We start from the raw sequence: 15,353 nt of genomic DNA, 5'->3' as shown, positions 1-15,353 counted from the left end.
TTAAAGACCGTTTTTAAGGATCTCTTGTGCAAGCTCATCAGCAATTAAATGCGTAGATTTTTGCTCTTTTTCACTACGCGCAAAAATTTCAGTTAGGGTATCAAAAATACCTTCAACATGTTTATTTGACGCAGCAGCACTGTACCCTTCTGGTAGCGTTTCATAATAAACATTAATAATACCACCGGCGTTAATTACGTAATCTGGTGCATATAAAATACCTTTCTCACGAATAATTTCACCATGGCGCGATTGTGCCAACTGGTTATTGGCACAGCCTGCAATTATAGTAGCTTTAAGGCGCGGTATAGTTGCATCGTTTATAGTTGCACCTAGTGCACAAGGTGCGTACACGTCTACGTCTAAATCGTAAATTCCGTCAATGCCAACGGCTGTAGCACCAAACTCATTAACAACACGGTCAATTGCTGCTTGGTTAATATCAGTAACATATAGCTCAGCGCCCGCCTCTGACAAATGCTTACATAAAGTATAAGCAACAGTCCCTAACCCTTGTACTGCTACTTTAATACCAGCAAAGTTTTGATGACCACGCTGATGGTTTAATGCCGCTTTTATACCTAAAAACGTACCGTATGCTGTAAATGGTGATGGGTTACCACTTTTGCCTTCAAGGCCAAGTACATAACTGGTTTCTTTGTTCATCATTGCAACATCGTCGCAGTTGATATTTACATCTTCAGCAGAATAGTAGCTGCCGTTTAATCGCTCTAATTGACGACCAAAAGCACGGAATAATTGCTCAGATTTAATTTCTTTAGCATTACCAATAATCACAGATTTACCGCCACCAAATGGCAAGCGCGCAACTGCATTTTTATAGGTCATGCCTTTGGATAAACGCAGCACGTCGTAAACTGCATCTTCATCATTTGCATAATCCCACATTCTACATCCGCCCACTGCCGGACCTAGGTTTGTATTATGTACCGCAATTATTGCTTTTAAACCCGACTCTTTATCAGTACAAAAAACCACTTGTTCATGGTTATCAAATTCAACTTGATTAAACACAACCACTTTAAATACTCCGAAATAGTTAACCCTAAAGGGTATGCATGCATGAAATTGCCGAGACTTTATCACTTCGGATAACGCTTCGCTATACCACGAGAGGATAAACCCAAGCGCAAAACAGCATTGAATTAAATAGCCAGCTTTAATTGTAAGTGCACATAAAAATTCCACAAAGGTAAAGAAATCAAGTATTAAAAGCTAAAAATAACAAACACCACAAGGTTTACGCTCACGTGAACGTAACGCAACTAATAACTGTAAAGTTTAAATTACACGCAAGCATAATATGCAAACGCTTATGCTACATAGGTTTGCTTTAAAAAGGGGGTGGTTTAAGAGAGCTGGTCAGAGCTGTTCACTCTTTTGCTAAGCAAATTAAATTACGGGCAATAGAACAGGTTATTTAACCTGAACTCTGGTTAAGAGATTTACTAACGTATTGAATCATAGTTATATTTAACTTTATTTTCTCTAGCCAGAGATTTTCAGTGAATTCAACGCAGTTAGCGCTGAAAATAGCTGCTTGAGATAGGTTTATTATCCAGAGATCAGGTTACTTAGTTTAAGTTAAACAAAAAGCGAGCACAGGGCTCGCTTTGTATATTAGTAAGTTAGATTACTTTAGCTTGCTATCTAGCTCTTCAATTTTAGCTTTCCAAATTGCAGGGCCTTGCGTATGCGCATTAGCACCTTCGCTATCAACAGCGACTGTTACCGGCATATCTTCTACTTCAAACTCGTAGATGGCTTCCATACCTAAATCTTCGAAAGCAACAACACGTGCTTTTTTAATTGCTTTAGATACTAAATACGCCGCGCCGCCAACTGCCATTAAGTACACTGACTTATGCTGCTTAATAGACTCAACCGTAGCAGGGCCACGCTCTGCTTTACCTATCATGCCTACAATACCGGTTTTTTCTAGCATCATATCGGTAAATTTATCCATACGCGTAGCCGTTGTCGGACCCGCTGGGCCAACTGCTTCGTCACGTACAGCATCTACTGGGCCTACGTAATAAATAAATTTATTATCAAAATCTACGCCTTTAGGTAAACCTTCGCCTGAGTTGATCATGTCTTGCAAACGCTTATGCGCGGCATCTCGACCCGTTAAAATAGTACCCGAAAGTAAAACAGTTTCACCCATTTTCCATTCTTGCACATCTTTTTTGGTCAAGGTATTTAAATCAACACGACGTGTGCCTTCGCCCACTTCAAAGGTTACTTGTGGCCAATCTTCTAACTTAGGTGCTTTTAGGTTTGCTGGGCCTGAACCATCAAGGGTAAAATGTACGTGGCGAGTAGCCGCACAGTTAGGGATCATCACGACCGGTTTTGACGCTGCATGCGTTGGTGCTGTTTTAATTTTAACATCAACAACCGTTGTTAAACCGCCTAAGCCTTGTGCGCCAATACCTAATTTATTAGCACGTTCAAATATTTCTAAACGTAGCTTTTCTTCTGTGGTTTCTGCACCGCGTTCCATTAATTCATGAATATCTACCGGATCCATTAACGACTCTTTAGCCATTACTGCCGCTTTTTCAGCCGTACCACCAATACCTATACCTAGCATGCCAGGCGGACACCAGCCTGCGCCCATTGTAGGTAGCGTTTTTTCTACCCATTCTGCCACATCGTCAGATGGATTTAACATAACCATTTTACTTTTGTTTTCAGAGCCGCCGCCTTTAGCCGCTACCATTACTTCAACCTTACCGCCCGCTACTAAATCTATATGTACAACTGAAGGGGTATTGTCTTTGGTGTTTTTACGAGTACCTGCAGGGTCTGCAACAATAGAGGCGCGCAGCGGGTTGTCTGGATTTAAGTATGCACGGCGTGTGCCTTCATCAACCATTTGTTGAACGGTTAAATCGGTTTTATCCCAGTTAACATCCATACCTACTTTAACAAAACAGGTAATAATACCTGTGTCTTGGCAAAGCGGACGCTTGCCCTCAGCCGACATACGCGAGTTAATTAGAATTTGTGCGATGGCATCTTTTGCTGCTTTACTTTGTTCTTTGTTATAGGCTTTTTCAAGCGCTTGAACAAAATCAAGGGGATGATAGAAGGAAATATACTGCAAAGCATCTTCAATGCTATCTATAAAGTCTTGCTGACGGATTGTACTCATAGTGGTTCCTTAAGTTACCGTTACGCGGGGTCGCGTAAGCTATATCAAACCGGTGACGGTGGTTTGCACTGTTTTTAATTTGGGAAGCAACTAAACGCTGCCAAAAAAATTTGACTTATGATACCCTCCTCGCCCGTTTCGAGCCAGTTCTTAAAGGGGTAGTAAATGCTAAACAATAAAAATAATTGTATAAAATTAGCCATAACACAAAGCTGTATTGATGTATTTGCGCATTTTGCCCACTTGCCTTATGCCATTTTACTCGATTCGGCCAATAGTGAGCATGTAGACAGTCGTTTTGATATTATTGCCATCGAGCCCAAAAGCACACTGGAAGTACAAAACAACCTGAGTATTTTAAATAACCAACCCGATGCAAGAAGCTGCTTTGAAATAATGAACAGCGAACTGCTAAAACTTAATAACAACAAAGCGGCCAACAACCTACCCTTTAGTGGTGGCTGGCTGGGTTATTTGGGTTATGACTTAGGCCGCACACTTGAAAACCTCCCAAGTAGCGCTATAAACGATATAGACTTGCCACAAATGGCCGTTGGCTTGTACTTAGATGCACTCATATACGATAAACAACAAAACAGTTGGTTTTATATTGCCCAGCCTAAGGTTAATCGCTTAGCACTTTATCAGCAGTATTTAGCACAACCTGCCATTATGCCTAGCTTTGCACTTAAAACTGCGTGGCAATCTAATATGAGCCGCGCTGATTATGCGCAAAAATTTGCCGTAATTGAAGATTATTTAAAAACAGGCGATTGCTATCAAATAAATTTAGCACAGCGTTTTAGTGCCCAATATGAAGGCTCGCCTTGGGCTGCCTACGTTAAATTAACAGCAGCGAATAAAGCGCCGTTTTCTAGCTTTATAAACCATCCGCAAGGCGCAATTTTGTCTATTTCTCCGGAGCGTTTTATATTAGTAAGCGATAATCAAGTGCAAACTAAGCCGATTAAAGGCACGCTACCGCGAAAAGCGGATCTGCAGCAAGACGCCCAGCAAGCACAATTATTGGCAAACTCTGCCAAAGATCGCGCCGAAAATGTAATGATTGTTGATTTATTACGAAACGATTTAGGTAAAGTAGCCAAACCAGGATCGGTACAGGTGCCCTCATTATTTGCTATTGAGAGCTTTCCGGCGGTGCATCATTTAGTTAGTACAGTTACTGCCACATTGGCAGAGGGTAAAACGGCGGTTGATCAACTCGCTGCAGCATTTCCTGGGGGCTCGATTACTGGCGCGCCTAAAGTGAGAGCAATGGAGATTATTGAAGAACTTGAACCGCATCGTCGCAGTATTTATTGTGGTTCAATAGGCTATTTAAGTGCTTGTGGTAACATGGATACCAGCATTACTATTCGCACTTTAGTATGCCACGCTCAACAAATACACTGCTGGGCCGGTGGTGGCATAGTAGCTGATTCTAAAGTTGCATTGGAATATCAAGAAACATACGATAAAGTAAATAAAATACTTCCATTATTATAAATAACAGTAGGTCGCTTTGAATAGTGAACACATTATAGCGCGGTTTCAGTTAAGCCCTACGGCAGCGCCAGATCAAGGAATAGATACCCCTAAAAAGCGTGCCAGCGCAGTCATGTTGCCGCTTATTGATGTAGACGATCATGCGCATATTTTACTGTGTAAGCGCCCTATTTATTTGCACCATCATCCCGGTGAAATTTGCTTGCCCGGTGGTAAGTTTGAAGCAAGTGATATTACGCTTCGCACTACTGCCCTGCGTGAACTACATGAAGAGCTAAATATTACGCCCAGTAATGTTAAAGTATTTGGCCAATTACCTTTGTACTCAACACTCACCGGCTTTAACATTAGCCCTTTTGTTGGCATGCTTAATAAACACACTATTTGGGAGAACGATCATAATGAGGTACAAGCTAGTTTTTTATTACCACTGCGTGATTTAACTAACGAGGCTAATTGGCAGCCCCTGCCTTTTCAGCGTTTTGGTAAAACCATTACTTTATATGGTTACAATACCCCACATGGTTTACTTTGGGGTGCAACTGCAAGCATCATTAAAAACTTTACAAAACAACTCGCCTTACCAGTTTAAATGTTCTTGATTAATGGTTACATAGTCACAATTTAGCGTTACTATACACGACCGTTCAAAAAAGCAGCCTAGTGCTGAGTAAACACAGAAGAGACACATTATGATAAGTGCATTTGATATGTTTAGTATTGGTATTGGCCCTTCTTCGTCACATACCGTTGGCCCAATGCGCGCATCTCGTTTATTTGTTAATGACCTACAAGAAAAACAATTATTAGCAAACGTTACCGACATTAAAGTAGAGCTATATGGATCGTTAGGTCAAACTGGTATTGGCCACGGCTCGGGTAAAGCTGTAATACTTGGCCTTGCTGGGTATGATCCTGAAACCATCGACGCCGATTTGGTTGATACTATTTTAGCCACAATTGAAAAAGAACAAGTTATTTATTTAAATCAAACGCATAAGGCTAAATTCCCAAAGCAAGGGGCTATTGTTTTTCACCGTCGTAAAACGCTACCTAAGCACTCTAATGCAATGGAAATTATTGCCTCTAATAATGGCGAGAAGGTTTATAGCCAAATTTATTACTCAATTGGCGGTGGCTTTATTGTTACTGACCAAGATTTTGAAAACGAAAAACAAGCAGCGCTTGATATTCGTGAAGAAAACCCTGCACCTTTTCCGTTTGGTAGCGCACAAGAATTACTGGTAATGTGTAAAGAGTCGGGTTTCAGTGTATCTACTTTAATGATGCATAACGAAAAAACACTACGCAGCGAAAACGACATTAAAGACGAGTTATTTAATATTTGGCAGGTAATGAAAGCCTGTATTGAGCGTGGTATGCGTACCGAAGGGATTTTACCAGGCGGTTTAAAAGTAAAACGTCGTGCTCCTAATTTACATTTAAAACTTAATGTTGAAGTAAGTAACGACCCCCTACGTGCTATGGATTGGGTCGACTTATTTGCTTTAGCTGTAAATGAAGAAAACGCCGCAGGCGGGCGTGTTGTAACCGCGCCTACCAATGGCGCAGCGGGTATTTTACCAGCAGTACTTATGTATTATCATACTTTTATAAAAGAAGTCGATCGCGATATAGTTACGCGTTATTTATTAACCGCCGCCGCTATCGGTATTTTATATAAAAAGAACGCCTCTATTTCGGGTGCCGAAGTAGGTTGCCAAGGTGAAGTGGGCGTGGCTTGCTCAATGGCTGCAGGCGCACTTACCGAAATTGTAGGTGGTAATGTAGTGCAAGTAGAAAATGCCGCCGAAATTGGCATGGAGCATAACTTAGGGCTTACGTGTGACCCAGTTGGTGGTTTAGTGCAAGTACCCTGTATTGAACGCAACGCCATGGGCGCGATAAAAGCAATTAATGCGTCACGCCTTGCAATTCGTGGTAGTGGTGAGCAAAAAGTATCACTCGATAAAGTGATTAAAACTATGCTCGAAACCGGTAACGATATGAAAACTAAATATAAAGAAACCGCTCGTGGTGGTTTAGCCGTTAATATAATTGAGTGTTAACACACTTAATTATAATTAAAAAAGGCGCCTGTTTAAAAACAGGCGCCTTTTTTATTAGCTACTTTTAACAGTTAAGTATTAGATACCGAAACAATTATTTAACTGGCAATTCTATATCAGCAAATAACTTATCAACATCTTCTTGGTTGCGTAATAAGTTAGCACGCTCTACTCGCTCTTTAGTTAAGTGTGGTGCAAAGCGTTCAATAAAGTCATACATATAAGTGCGTAAAAAACTGCCTTTTCTAAAACCAATTTTAGTGGTACTCGCTTCAAATAAATGGCTGGCATCAATACACACTAAATCAGTATCACTGACCTGGTCAATCGCCATTGACGCAACCACTCCAACACCTAATCCTAAGCGTACATACGTTTTAATAACGTCGGCATCGGTGGCGGTAAATACTATGTGCGGCTCAAGCCCATGAGCACTAAATGCTTTATCTAGTTCTGAGCGGCCAGTAAAGCCAAATACATAAGTAATAAGCGGATATTTTGCAATATCAGCCACGGTTATACTATTGGCTTTTTTAGCTAATGGATGGTCTTTTGCCACCACAATACTACGGTTCCAATGATAACAAGGCAGCATAACAAGGTCTGAATATAAGTGTAGTGCTTCTGTTGCAATAGCAAAGTCAGCATCGCCACGTGCAGCTGCATCTGATATTTGCTGCGGTGTACCTTGGTGCATATGAAGTGACACTGCGGGGTATTTTTTCATAAACCCTTTAATAACATTCGGCAATGCGTAACGTGCTTGGGTATGAGTAGTGGCAATATTAAGCTTACCTTGATCAGGTAAAGTATGCTCATGAGCAACCGCTTTAATACCTTCCACTTTTGAGAGGATTTCGCGCGATATATTAATGACTTCTTCACCGGCACTCGTTACATGCGTTAAATGTTTACCACTGCGACCAAAAATTTGAATACCTAACTCATCTTCAAGCATGCGCACTTGCTTAGAAATACCTGGTTGTGAGGTAAATAAACTTTCAGCTGTTGCTGAGACATTTAATTTATGATTTTGAACTTCTACAATATATCTAAGTTGTTGTAATTTCATAGCTATGTATTTCGTTATTATTCGTTTTTGAGAGGGTAAATACTTTATCTTTAAAAACTGACCACCCGACAAATGGTGGGGTTTAATTGATAATATCGTATTTAATAAATATAGGCTTAGGCTAGCACAATAAATATACTTCAGATAGCAATGATTATCATATAAAGCATTAAGATTTAAACGCTTTCTTAGCCTGCTTTTTATAGTTAATTAGCGCAAAGTTTCCCTGTTCTTATATATTTAATGTAAGATTAGGATATTAAAATAGCAATTTGAGAACTGTAACATGATCGTCTCTATCATAATCGTATTAATTGTTGCTCTCATCATCATAGCGCTTTGGGTTGGTGCGGCACAACAGTATAAAGAAAAACAAGAAGCTGAGCGCCGTAAAGAACTAACCAAACAAAAAGCTATTATTGAGGAAACCGAAGAAGCGTTAATGAATAATGCTAATATTCCGCTTTCGGATAATACACTACGTGTTTTACAACGCCGTAATCACGATGCGCTTAGTGCTATGGTGTCGCTTTCAGCTGGCTCTAAAATACTAAAAAACCGTTTAAATGAAGCGAAAGAGCGTTTAAATAATCCTGTTCAGGGAAGTAATAACGCGTCTTTGTCACTGCCTAGCAACGATAAGCAACTGGTGTCGCTAATTCAGGGTATAAAAAAATTACGTATTATTTTTCGCTCTGAGCATAATAAAGGAAATCTAGACAGCCAACTCTTTGTAACCGAAGACAAGCGTATGGAAAAACTACAGCTACAAATAAATATTGAAAGCCAAATTAAACGTGGTTTATCGGCGCGATCCGCTGGCATGGTAGGCTCTGCAAGGCAGTATTTTGAAAAAGCCCTCGTATTACTCAATACAGTATCTTACAGCGATGAGTATATAAGTGATAAGTCTCAAGAAGTCGAAGGTTACTTAGAAGAAATTAGTGTTGAGCTAAGGGCATCGAATGCCAATGCACTTAAAAAGAAAACTGAGCAAGAGCAAGATGACCTAGATGTACTATTTGCTCCGAAAAAGAAATGGTAAATTAGCACTAAAATTTATAAACGAAAGCCCATACAAAATTGTATGGGCTTTTTTTATTGATAGTTAAATAAGTTTTTTAAGATAAAAATGCAAACTTAACAATAAACAATGCCGTTAAAATCCACACACTAATACTTACTTGATCCTTTTTACCGCATAATACCTTAACCGCAGTGTATGAAATAAACCCAAGCGCTATACCATGAGCAATAGAAAATGTCAGCGGGGTCATTAATAACACCACACTAACAGGAATGGCATCTGTCATGTCGTCCCAGTTTACAAACTTTAAGTTTTGTAGCATAAGTACCGAAACATATAAAATAGCACCGGCAGTGGCATAGGCTGGCACCATTTGCGCTAGTGGCGCAAAAAACATCATCAATAAAAAACAAATACCCACAACAACGGCTGTTAAGCCTGTGCGTCCGCCTACAGAAACGCCAGCCACCGACTCTATGTAAGATGTAGTAGTAGATGTACCAAGCATTGCACCGGCAATAGTGGCAGTGCTATCAGCGCTAAGAGCGCGCCCTAAACGTGGCATATTGCCTTTTTCATCTGCAAGCCCTGCTTTTTGCGTGACCGCAACCAAGGTGCCTGAGGTATCAAATAAATCTACAAATAAAAATGCAAAAATAACACTCAACATTGAAAGCTCAAATGCCGCACTAAAATCAAGTTGCATAAAGGTTGGTAAAATTGACGGCGGCATAGACATAACCCCCTGATATTCAACCAAACCAAAAGCCAAAGCAATACCTGTTACCAGTAAAATACTAATTAACACACCACTTTTAAAGTCGCGATATAACAATGCCGCAATCACAAAAAAACTTAAAATAGCAAGTAATGGCCCAGGTGCAGTAATATCACCTAGCTGCACTAAGGTTGCAGGGCTAGATACTATGATCCCTGCACTTTTAAGCGCAATTAGCGCCAAAAAAGCACCAATACCGGTCGCTATTGCTTGTTTTAGCACCAGTGGAATGGCATTAATAATCCACTCTCGTACTTTAAATAAACTTAAAAATAAAAATATACAACCCGACATAAACACAGCACCTAATGCCGCTTCCCAGGTATAGCCCATTCCTAAAACAACGCCATAGGTAAAAAAAGCATTTAATCCCATACCCGGCGCTAACGCTAACGGATAATTGGCCCATAGGCCCATAATAAAACAGCCTATTGCAGCTGCAATACATGTAGCTACAAACGCAGCGCCTTGATCCATTCCTGCTTGGGCAAGCATTGCTGGATTAACAAAAACAATATAAACCATAGTAATAAAAGTAGTCATACCGGCAACACATTCACGTTGTACTGAGGAATCATTTGCGCGGATTTTAAATAAGGCTTCGAGCATAACAAACTTAAGGTAGTAAAAAGTGGCGAGATTTTAGCATAAAAATAGCGAAATACCGGACATTTTACCTTGTTATGCATTAAGTTATTGAAGTAGCTGAAATAATAAATATGACACGGTAATACGTATGTACTTCAGGTTTTAAAAATAATAATTACCGTGCTTATATGCTGAGCAATCAGCTTTACTTTAACGTAAATAATAGAGCATAAAGTACTGTATAGGTGCTATTCGCTGCATAACTTTAATAAAAAATATAAAATACATACCTAAAATATTAACGCCCTGTTTTTAATAGTTATTTTTGTTTTTTTATCCGTGTAAAAATTTAAAACTGAATGACTGTACAAATAATTAGCAAAAAAACACTTGCACCATAACACTGTATAAACTACTGTATATGGGTACTGTATAAAAACCCAGTGAGTGAGAAATTTATGTTACAGCCTATTACCGTAAGAACCGTTAAAAGTTATCAGCAAGACGATAAAAGTGATTGTGTAAATTTAATTCAAATTGAAGATGAAATTTCAGCAACCTTTGAATTGCTTAAAGTATTACACCAATACAATAGCTTAAATGCATGGACACTGCTGATTGCACCTGACCATGTACCGAGTAAAGCCTTACTTGATTCATGCTCCATTGATACCAGCAAATTACTGGTGATCAGGCAAAAACATTTAGTAAACTTAGAATATGTACTTAGCTCGGCGCTGCACAACGGAAACTTTGCTGCGGTTATTACCTGGACTGATATTATTAATGATCAACAGCTGACACAGCTATCATTAAATTTAAGCACTACAAATACTAAGCTTTACTGTTTTACTAAAAATACTCACAACCTTGAGATACCACTAACTCAATAAGCTTGTTAAACTCGTGTTTTAAACACTTTATATTAATATTATGACCTCATTAACGACTTCTCCTTGCTTTTGTGGCAGCCAGCAAAATTATGCTGACTGCTGTGAACCACTTCATTTAGCATCAAAAATAGCTGAAACACCTGAGCAACTTATGCGTGCTCGCTACAGCGCATATGTACTTAAAAATGCAACTTATGTTTATCAAACTTATGCAAGTGAAAAACAGGCAGAAAACCCTGTAAAAGAGATTAAAGACTTTGCTGATAGCTGCCGCTTTATAAAGCTAACCGTCATCGACACTGAGCACGATGCAAGCGAAGGCTTTGTAACATTTAAAGTAAATTACTTTTACCAAAACCTATATTGCGAGTTGCACGAAAAGTCGTTGTTTATTAAACAAGATGGGCAGTGGCGCTACCTTGAAGGCACACTATTTCCGGTAGCCGATATTAAAATAAGCAGAAATGACAACTGCCCTTGCCAAAGTGGCAAAAAATATAAAAAGTGTCATAGCGTATAACAAACTGCAGCTGTGCGGTGAGTAAAGTAGGTAATTACAGGCAACTGAACCTTAAATACATCCAATAGCCATGCCTAGGGTTGGCTGTTACAGGCGATGTGTATGGCTAAAATAAAATTTTACTTTCGAGCAGCTATTGGCTATTTACTTACATACCTATAGGCCTGCTGCGTTAATAACTGCTCTACCGTATATTTTGCTACTGGGCTCGCTGCGCTTTAAAAGCACACTGTATTTCGCCCTTGTGCTTTAGCGGCGTACATTTTTTTATCTGCGCGTTGCAAAATATCTATATTGCCTTCGTCTGATTGCAATAACGTAGCCCCACCTATACTTATAGTGACAAATTCAAACTCTGAGTACTTATGTAAAACACCTAAGCCGGATATGTTATTTTTAATTTTTTCAGCAACACAGCGAGCGCCTTCCTCGTTGGTATGGGGTAGCACAACCACAAATTCTTCGCCGCCATACCGGGCAACAAAATCGCTTGGCCTTTGCAGGCTGTTAGCAATTGTTTGAGCAACTAAATGTAAAACAACGTCGCCTTCTACGTGTCCATAAATATCGTTGTATTGCTTAAAGTAATCAATATCCATAAGTAATAAAGCGTATTGTGTATTCTCTCTTAATGCACTCAATTGTATTTTATTTATATGAGTATCAAAATAACGACGGTTAAACACTTTAGTTAAGTCATCCAGAAACACTTTTTGACTTAATAAGTCATGTTGCAGCTTAATAGTTAAGTGCGCCCTTACTCTTCTGTATAAGGTTTCTGGGTTAATCGGTTTTTGAATAAAGTCTACCGCGCCCGCTTCCCAGCAGTCCTCTTCTTGATTTCCAAAGGAGGTAACAAATATAACGGGAATGTCTTGGGTTTGTGTCGTCGTTTTAAGTTTTAAACAGGTTTCTATACCGCATATGCCATTCATTGAAATATCAAGCAGTACGATATCGGGAGTATTAGATTTACATATTTCAACTGCTTCTTCACCGCTGTTGTTGGTGTTAACAATAAAGTGCTTTGATAATATTTTTTTCAGTACAATTAAGCTAAATAACTGATCATCAACAATGAGGATTTTTGAGGCTTTAAGGCTAAGTTTTAAATCGCTATCGGCATAATTTAATGGCATAAATACTACTGTTTTCTATAATTATCAACTAACACAGTATAATACAGTCTTATGTTATGCAAATGTATTAAAGTTGGGTTTTTAATCAAACTTACAACCAAATATAAAAATGGCGATACAGAGTTGTTGTTAATTGTTTTAGAAAATCACGGCCATAATTTTCAGGGTAATACTGAAAGTAAGCACTGCTTATAAGCTGCTTGTACTTGAATGCTCAAGGTTTAAATCGCGTTTGCATAAACGTACAAACAAAAAATGGGCCACTAAGGCCCATTTTAAAAATTACGCAAATTACTTTATAAGCGTCTTATTCGTCGTCATCCAAATCTGGTTGTTGACGTTGAGCTGGGCGCGCTAATATTTCTACATAAAAAGAAGTTAAGCTTTGCTTTTCTATTTCGCTTATATGATTACTAAGCTCTGCAACGTGCACTACTTGTGCATCTTCAGCGGTATTACCAAACTTACAATCAAACGCCCAGTAATCAGCATCGAGTGGTAGAGTTTTGTTACGCTCTCTTTTCAAATATTTTTTCACTTCATGCTTTGCGGCGTCAACCATACGAGGATATTTGATTTTCTCGTGATTTAGCGTGAATATTTTCTTCATTACGTTCCTAATTACCTTGGTTTAATGATAGCGGCATTTAATGTCATACCATTTGAGCCTATTATAGCAATTGCATTTAATTTTTGGATGCTTTTTTTATATTAAATCAATTATTAATCCATTAATAAAATAAAATATCGCTAAAATTCGCTTAAGTGTAGAGAGTTAGCGGCTTTATATTACAGACAAGTAATTTAATAGTTAGAGTGATGACGCAATCGTTTGCCAAGTTCTATTAATATGATTGGTTATTGCAATATCAAAGCAGTTACAGCGTACGCTTTATAATTAAGCGCTTACTAAATGCAATGGGTGGTGAAGCGCATCATTATTTAGGCTTTCGTAAAAGGCAGCAGCATCGAGTTGCGGGTTAGATAGTTGCGTTTGTGTGTTATTTATACGCCTGCGCACTGCTAATTCACAATTATCACGCACCTGAAGCGGAATATGGCTTACATCATCTCTTATAAACAATGGTTCAGGGTTTAAACAGTGATTTAATTTAATATCGCTCATTCCAGCGCGTTCCCCTGCTTGCATTAATAGTGAGGCGTTAAACTGCCCTATCAAGATATCAAACTTATCTGGCGCTAAAAGTTGCTTTGGACCTGCTCCAATTTGTTTGCGAAGGGTATCTTCGCCAACAGTTGAATCTTCAATTTCTGTTTTTGGTAAATGGAATTGGCTAAAATCGAGTGCATCATGAGATAGCATAGCGAGTAAAAGCGCAAACTCTCCTCGGCGCTTTTCATGCACACTTTTATTGAGTCGAGTGTTGAGCTGACTCTCTGTGATTAACAAATCACCGATTTGCATAGACTTTAGCCGATTGAAGTAAGTAATACCTATTTATCGGCTTTATTTCATTTTTCTTTAGCTTTTTTCTTTACTTAAATACGATGTTTGCTATTATCAGCGCCGTTGCATTGGAGGGGTTCCCGAGCGGCCAAAGGGATCAGACTGTAAATCTGACGGCTCAGCCTTCGCTGGTTCGAATCCAGCTCCCTCCACCACTTTTCTTACCGCTAAGTTAAGTGGGGCCAAATGTAACAAAATTAGTGTGGAGGGGTTCCCGAGCGGCCAAAGGGATCAGACTGTAAATCTGACGGCTCAGCCTTCGCTGGTTCGAATCCAGCTCCCTCCACCACTTTTCTACTTATTTTCTACTTATATAGTTACTACATTCCTTGTTAGTAATCTCCGTGTTTTTTCTTAGTTAAACATTAAAATACCCATTGTAAACTCATACCATGCTGTTTTAGCCATAACGTACTTGCTTTATAGTCGGGACAAAATTGTGCTACGCGCTGCCAAAATGCTTTGCTATGATTTAAATGTCGTAAATGCGCCAGCTCATGCACTATTACATAATCAATAATGCTATGCGGTGCACCAATCAATAATAAGTTAAATGTTAACGCCCTTTTACTATTACAACTTCCCCATTTGCGTTTATAAACTGCAATATTTAAATCGTTAGGCAGCGCTTCTTGCATCAGCGTGCAAAAGTCATTAAGTCGCATTTCAATGTATGCGGTTAACTGCTCTTTTAAATACGCCTCTAAAAGTAATTGGTACTTTTGCTGCTGATGCTTAACACGAGCAGAAACGGTAATAAGCAGGCCATCTTGTTGGCGCTCCACTGTAGAGGTATTGCCTTGCTGAAACGTTAAATTAATTGCTTCTGAAAAAACCCAGATCTTTTTGTCCTTAAGTGGATACTGTTTTGTATCAACCAAAGTAAGCTGTTTTTGCAGCTGCGCCTCAACCCATGATTTTTTTTCTAATAACCAGTTATCGAGCACTTTTTTTTGTACGTGATGGGGGGCATATACCGTCACATTTTGATTATGCACTTTAATAGCAACGGTCTTTCGTCGGGTACTTTTTTTTAGTTGGTAGGCAAACAAATTAATCTCTCACACTATACTAGCTAGGGGCTACTTTTCGTCTAATGGTTAGTTAATGCC

The 15,353-nt window shown here is 39.1% G+C and carries 14 protein-coding genes and 2 tRNA genes; 8 read left to right on the top strand and 8 right to left on the bottom strand.

The genetic code is table 11. The features are described 5' to 3' along the window. The gene (locus CIK86_RS04515; protein ID WP_086993314.1) at positions 1-1,041 is read right to left on the bottom strand and encodes a Glu/Leu/Phe/Val dehydrogenase; all 1,041 of its coding nucleotides are present in this window, start codon (positions 1,039-1,041) and stop codon (positions 1-3) included. A gap of 613 nt (positions 1,042-1,654) precedes the next feature. After that, positions 1,655-3,181, bottom strand: coding sequence for a fumarate hydratase (locus CIK86_RS04510; protein WP_011327851.1), 1,527 nt, complete (start codon positions 3,179-3,181; stop codon positions 1,655-1,657). Between the two features lie 165 nt (positions 3,182-3,346). Between CIK86_RS04510 and pabB the strand changes: the two genes are divergently transcribed. From pabB to CIK86_RS04495, 3 genes are all read left to right on the top strand, one after another. Beyond that, positions 3,347-4,687: an aminodeoxychorismate synthase component I gene (gene pabB / locus CIK86_RS04505; protein ID WP_086993312.1), complete on the top strand. Its 1,341-nt coding sequence runs from the start codon at positions 3,347-3,349 to the stop codon at positions 4,685-4,687. Between the two features lie 16 nt (positions 4,688-4,703). After that, entirely contained in the window at positions 4,704-5,279 is a 576-nt protein-coding gene (locus CIK86_RS04500; protein WP_086993310.1) for a CoA pyrophosphatase, read from the top strand. Between the two features lie 100 nt (positions 5,280-5,379). After that, positions 5,380-6,756, top strand: coding sequence for an L-serine ammonia-lyase (locus CIK86_RS04495; RefSeq protein ID WP_086993309.1), 1,377 nt, complete (start codon positions 5,380-5,382; stop codon positions 6,754-6,756). Between the two features lie 94 nt (positions 6,757-6,850). On the opposite strand, the gene cysB is transcribed toward CIK86_RS04495, so the two are convergent. After that, complete coding sequence (gene cysB / locus CIK86_RS04490) at positions 6,851-7,828, bottom strand: HTH-type transcriptional regulator CysB (protein WP_011327847.1); 978 nt, start codon at positions 7,826-7,828, stop codon at positions 6,851-6,853. 286 nt (positions 7,829-8,114) lie between these two features. Between cysB and CIK86_RS04485 the strand changes: the two genes are divergently transcribed. Beyond that, a complete protein-coding gene (locus tag CIK86_RS04485; RefSeq protein ID WP_086993308.1) occupies positions 8,115-8,873 on the top strand; it encodes a hypothetical protein in 759 nt (252 codons plus the stop codon). Positions 8,874-8,949: 76 nt separating this feature from the next. Here CIK86_RS04485 and CIK86_RS04480 read toward each other — a convergent pair whose 3' ends face one another. Continuing rightward, positions 8,950-10,242, bottom strand: coding sequence for an NCS2 family permease (locus CIK86_RS04480; RefSeq protein ID WP_050754470.1), 1,293 nt, complete (start codon positions 10,240-10,242; stop codon positions 8,950-8,952). A gap of 437 nt (positions 10,243-10,679) precedes the next feature. Between CIK86_RS04480 and CIK86_RS04475 the strand changes: the two genes are divergently transcribed. Together CIK86_RS04475 and CIK86_RS04470 are read left to right on the top strand one after the other, a co-directional pair. Next, on the top strand, positions 10,680-11,114 hold the full coding sequence (locus CIK86_RS04475; RefSeq protein WP_011327844.1) for a SulA-like leucine-rich domain-containing protein: 435 nt from the start codon (positions 10,680-10,682) through the stop codon (positions 11,112-11,114). Positions 11,115-11,154: 40 nt separating this feature from the next. Next, the gene (locus CIK86_RS04470; RefSeq protein WP_011327843.1) at positions 11,155-11,634 is read left to right on the top strand and encodes a YchJ family protein; all 480 of its coding nucleotides are present in this window, start codon (positions 11,155-11,157) and stop codon (positions 11,632-11,634) included. 218 nt (positions 11,635-11,852) lie between these two features. Here CIK86_RS04470 and CIK86_RS04465 read toward each other — a convergent pair whose 3' ends face one another. From CIK86_RS04465 to CIK86_RS04455, 3 genes are all read right to left on the bottom strand, one after another. Continuing rightward, positions 11,853-12,773 carry a diguanylate cyclase gene (locus CIK86_RS04465; RefSeq protein ID WP_086993306.1) on the bottom strand — a complete coding sequence of 307 codons (921 nt, stop codon included), beginning with the start codon at positions 12,771-12,773 and terminating at the stop codon, positions 11,853-11,855. A 307-nt stretch (positions 12,774-13,080) separates the two neighbouring features. After that, a complete protein-coding gene (locus tag CIK86_RS04460) occupies positions 13,081-13,383 on the bottom strand; it encodes a DUF6172 family protein (RefSeq protein ID WP_011327840.1) in 303 nt (100 codons plus the stop codon). A 288-nt stretch (positions 13,384-13,671) separates the two neighbouring features. Beyond that, a complete protein-coding gene (locus CIK86_RS04455) occupies positions 13,672-14,199 on the bottom strand; it encodes a VC2046/SO_2500 family protein (protein ID WP_011327839.1) in 528 nt (175 codons plus the stop codon). A gap of 112 nt (positions 14,200-14,311) precedes the next feature. Between CIK86_RS04455 and CIK86_RS04450 the strand changes: the two genes are divergently transcribed. Then, positions 14,312-14,396: transfer RNA gene (locus CIK86_RS04450), tRNA-Tyr, on the top strand. A 49-nt stretch (positions 14,397-14,445) separates the two neighbouring features. Beyond that, positions 14,446-14,530 (top strand) — tRNA-Tyr (locus CIK86_RS04445). A gap of 76 nt (positions 14,531-14,606) precedes the next feature. On the opposite strand, the gene CIK86_RS04440 is transcribed toward CIK86_RS04445, so the two are convergent. Beyond that, positions 14,607-15,293 (bottom strand): SprT family zinc-dependent metalloprotease, encoded by a 687-nt coding sequence (locus CIK86_RS04440; RefSeq protein ID WP_011327838.1) that lies wholly within the window; start codon positions 15,291-15,293, stop codon positions 14,607-14,609. Between the last annotated feature and the right edge of the window lie 60 nt (positions 15,294-15,353).

The sequence above is a fragment of the Pseudoalteromonas sp. JB197 genome (assembly GCF_002332205.1).
Lineage (GTDB): Bacteria > Pseudomonadota > Gammaproteobacteria > Enterobacterales > Alteromonadaceae > Pseudoalteromonas > Pseudoalteromonas nigrifaciens.
The sequence above is the reverse complement of the archived record's forward strand: the minus strand, read 5'-3'. Positions and strand labels throughout refer to the sequence as shown.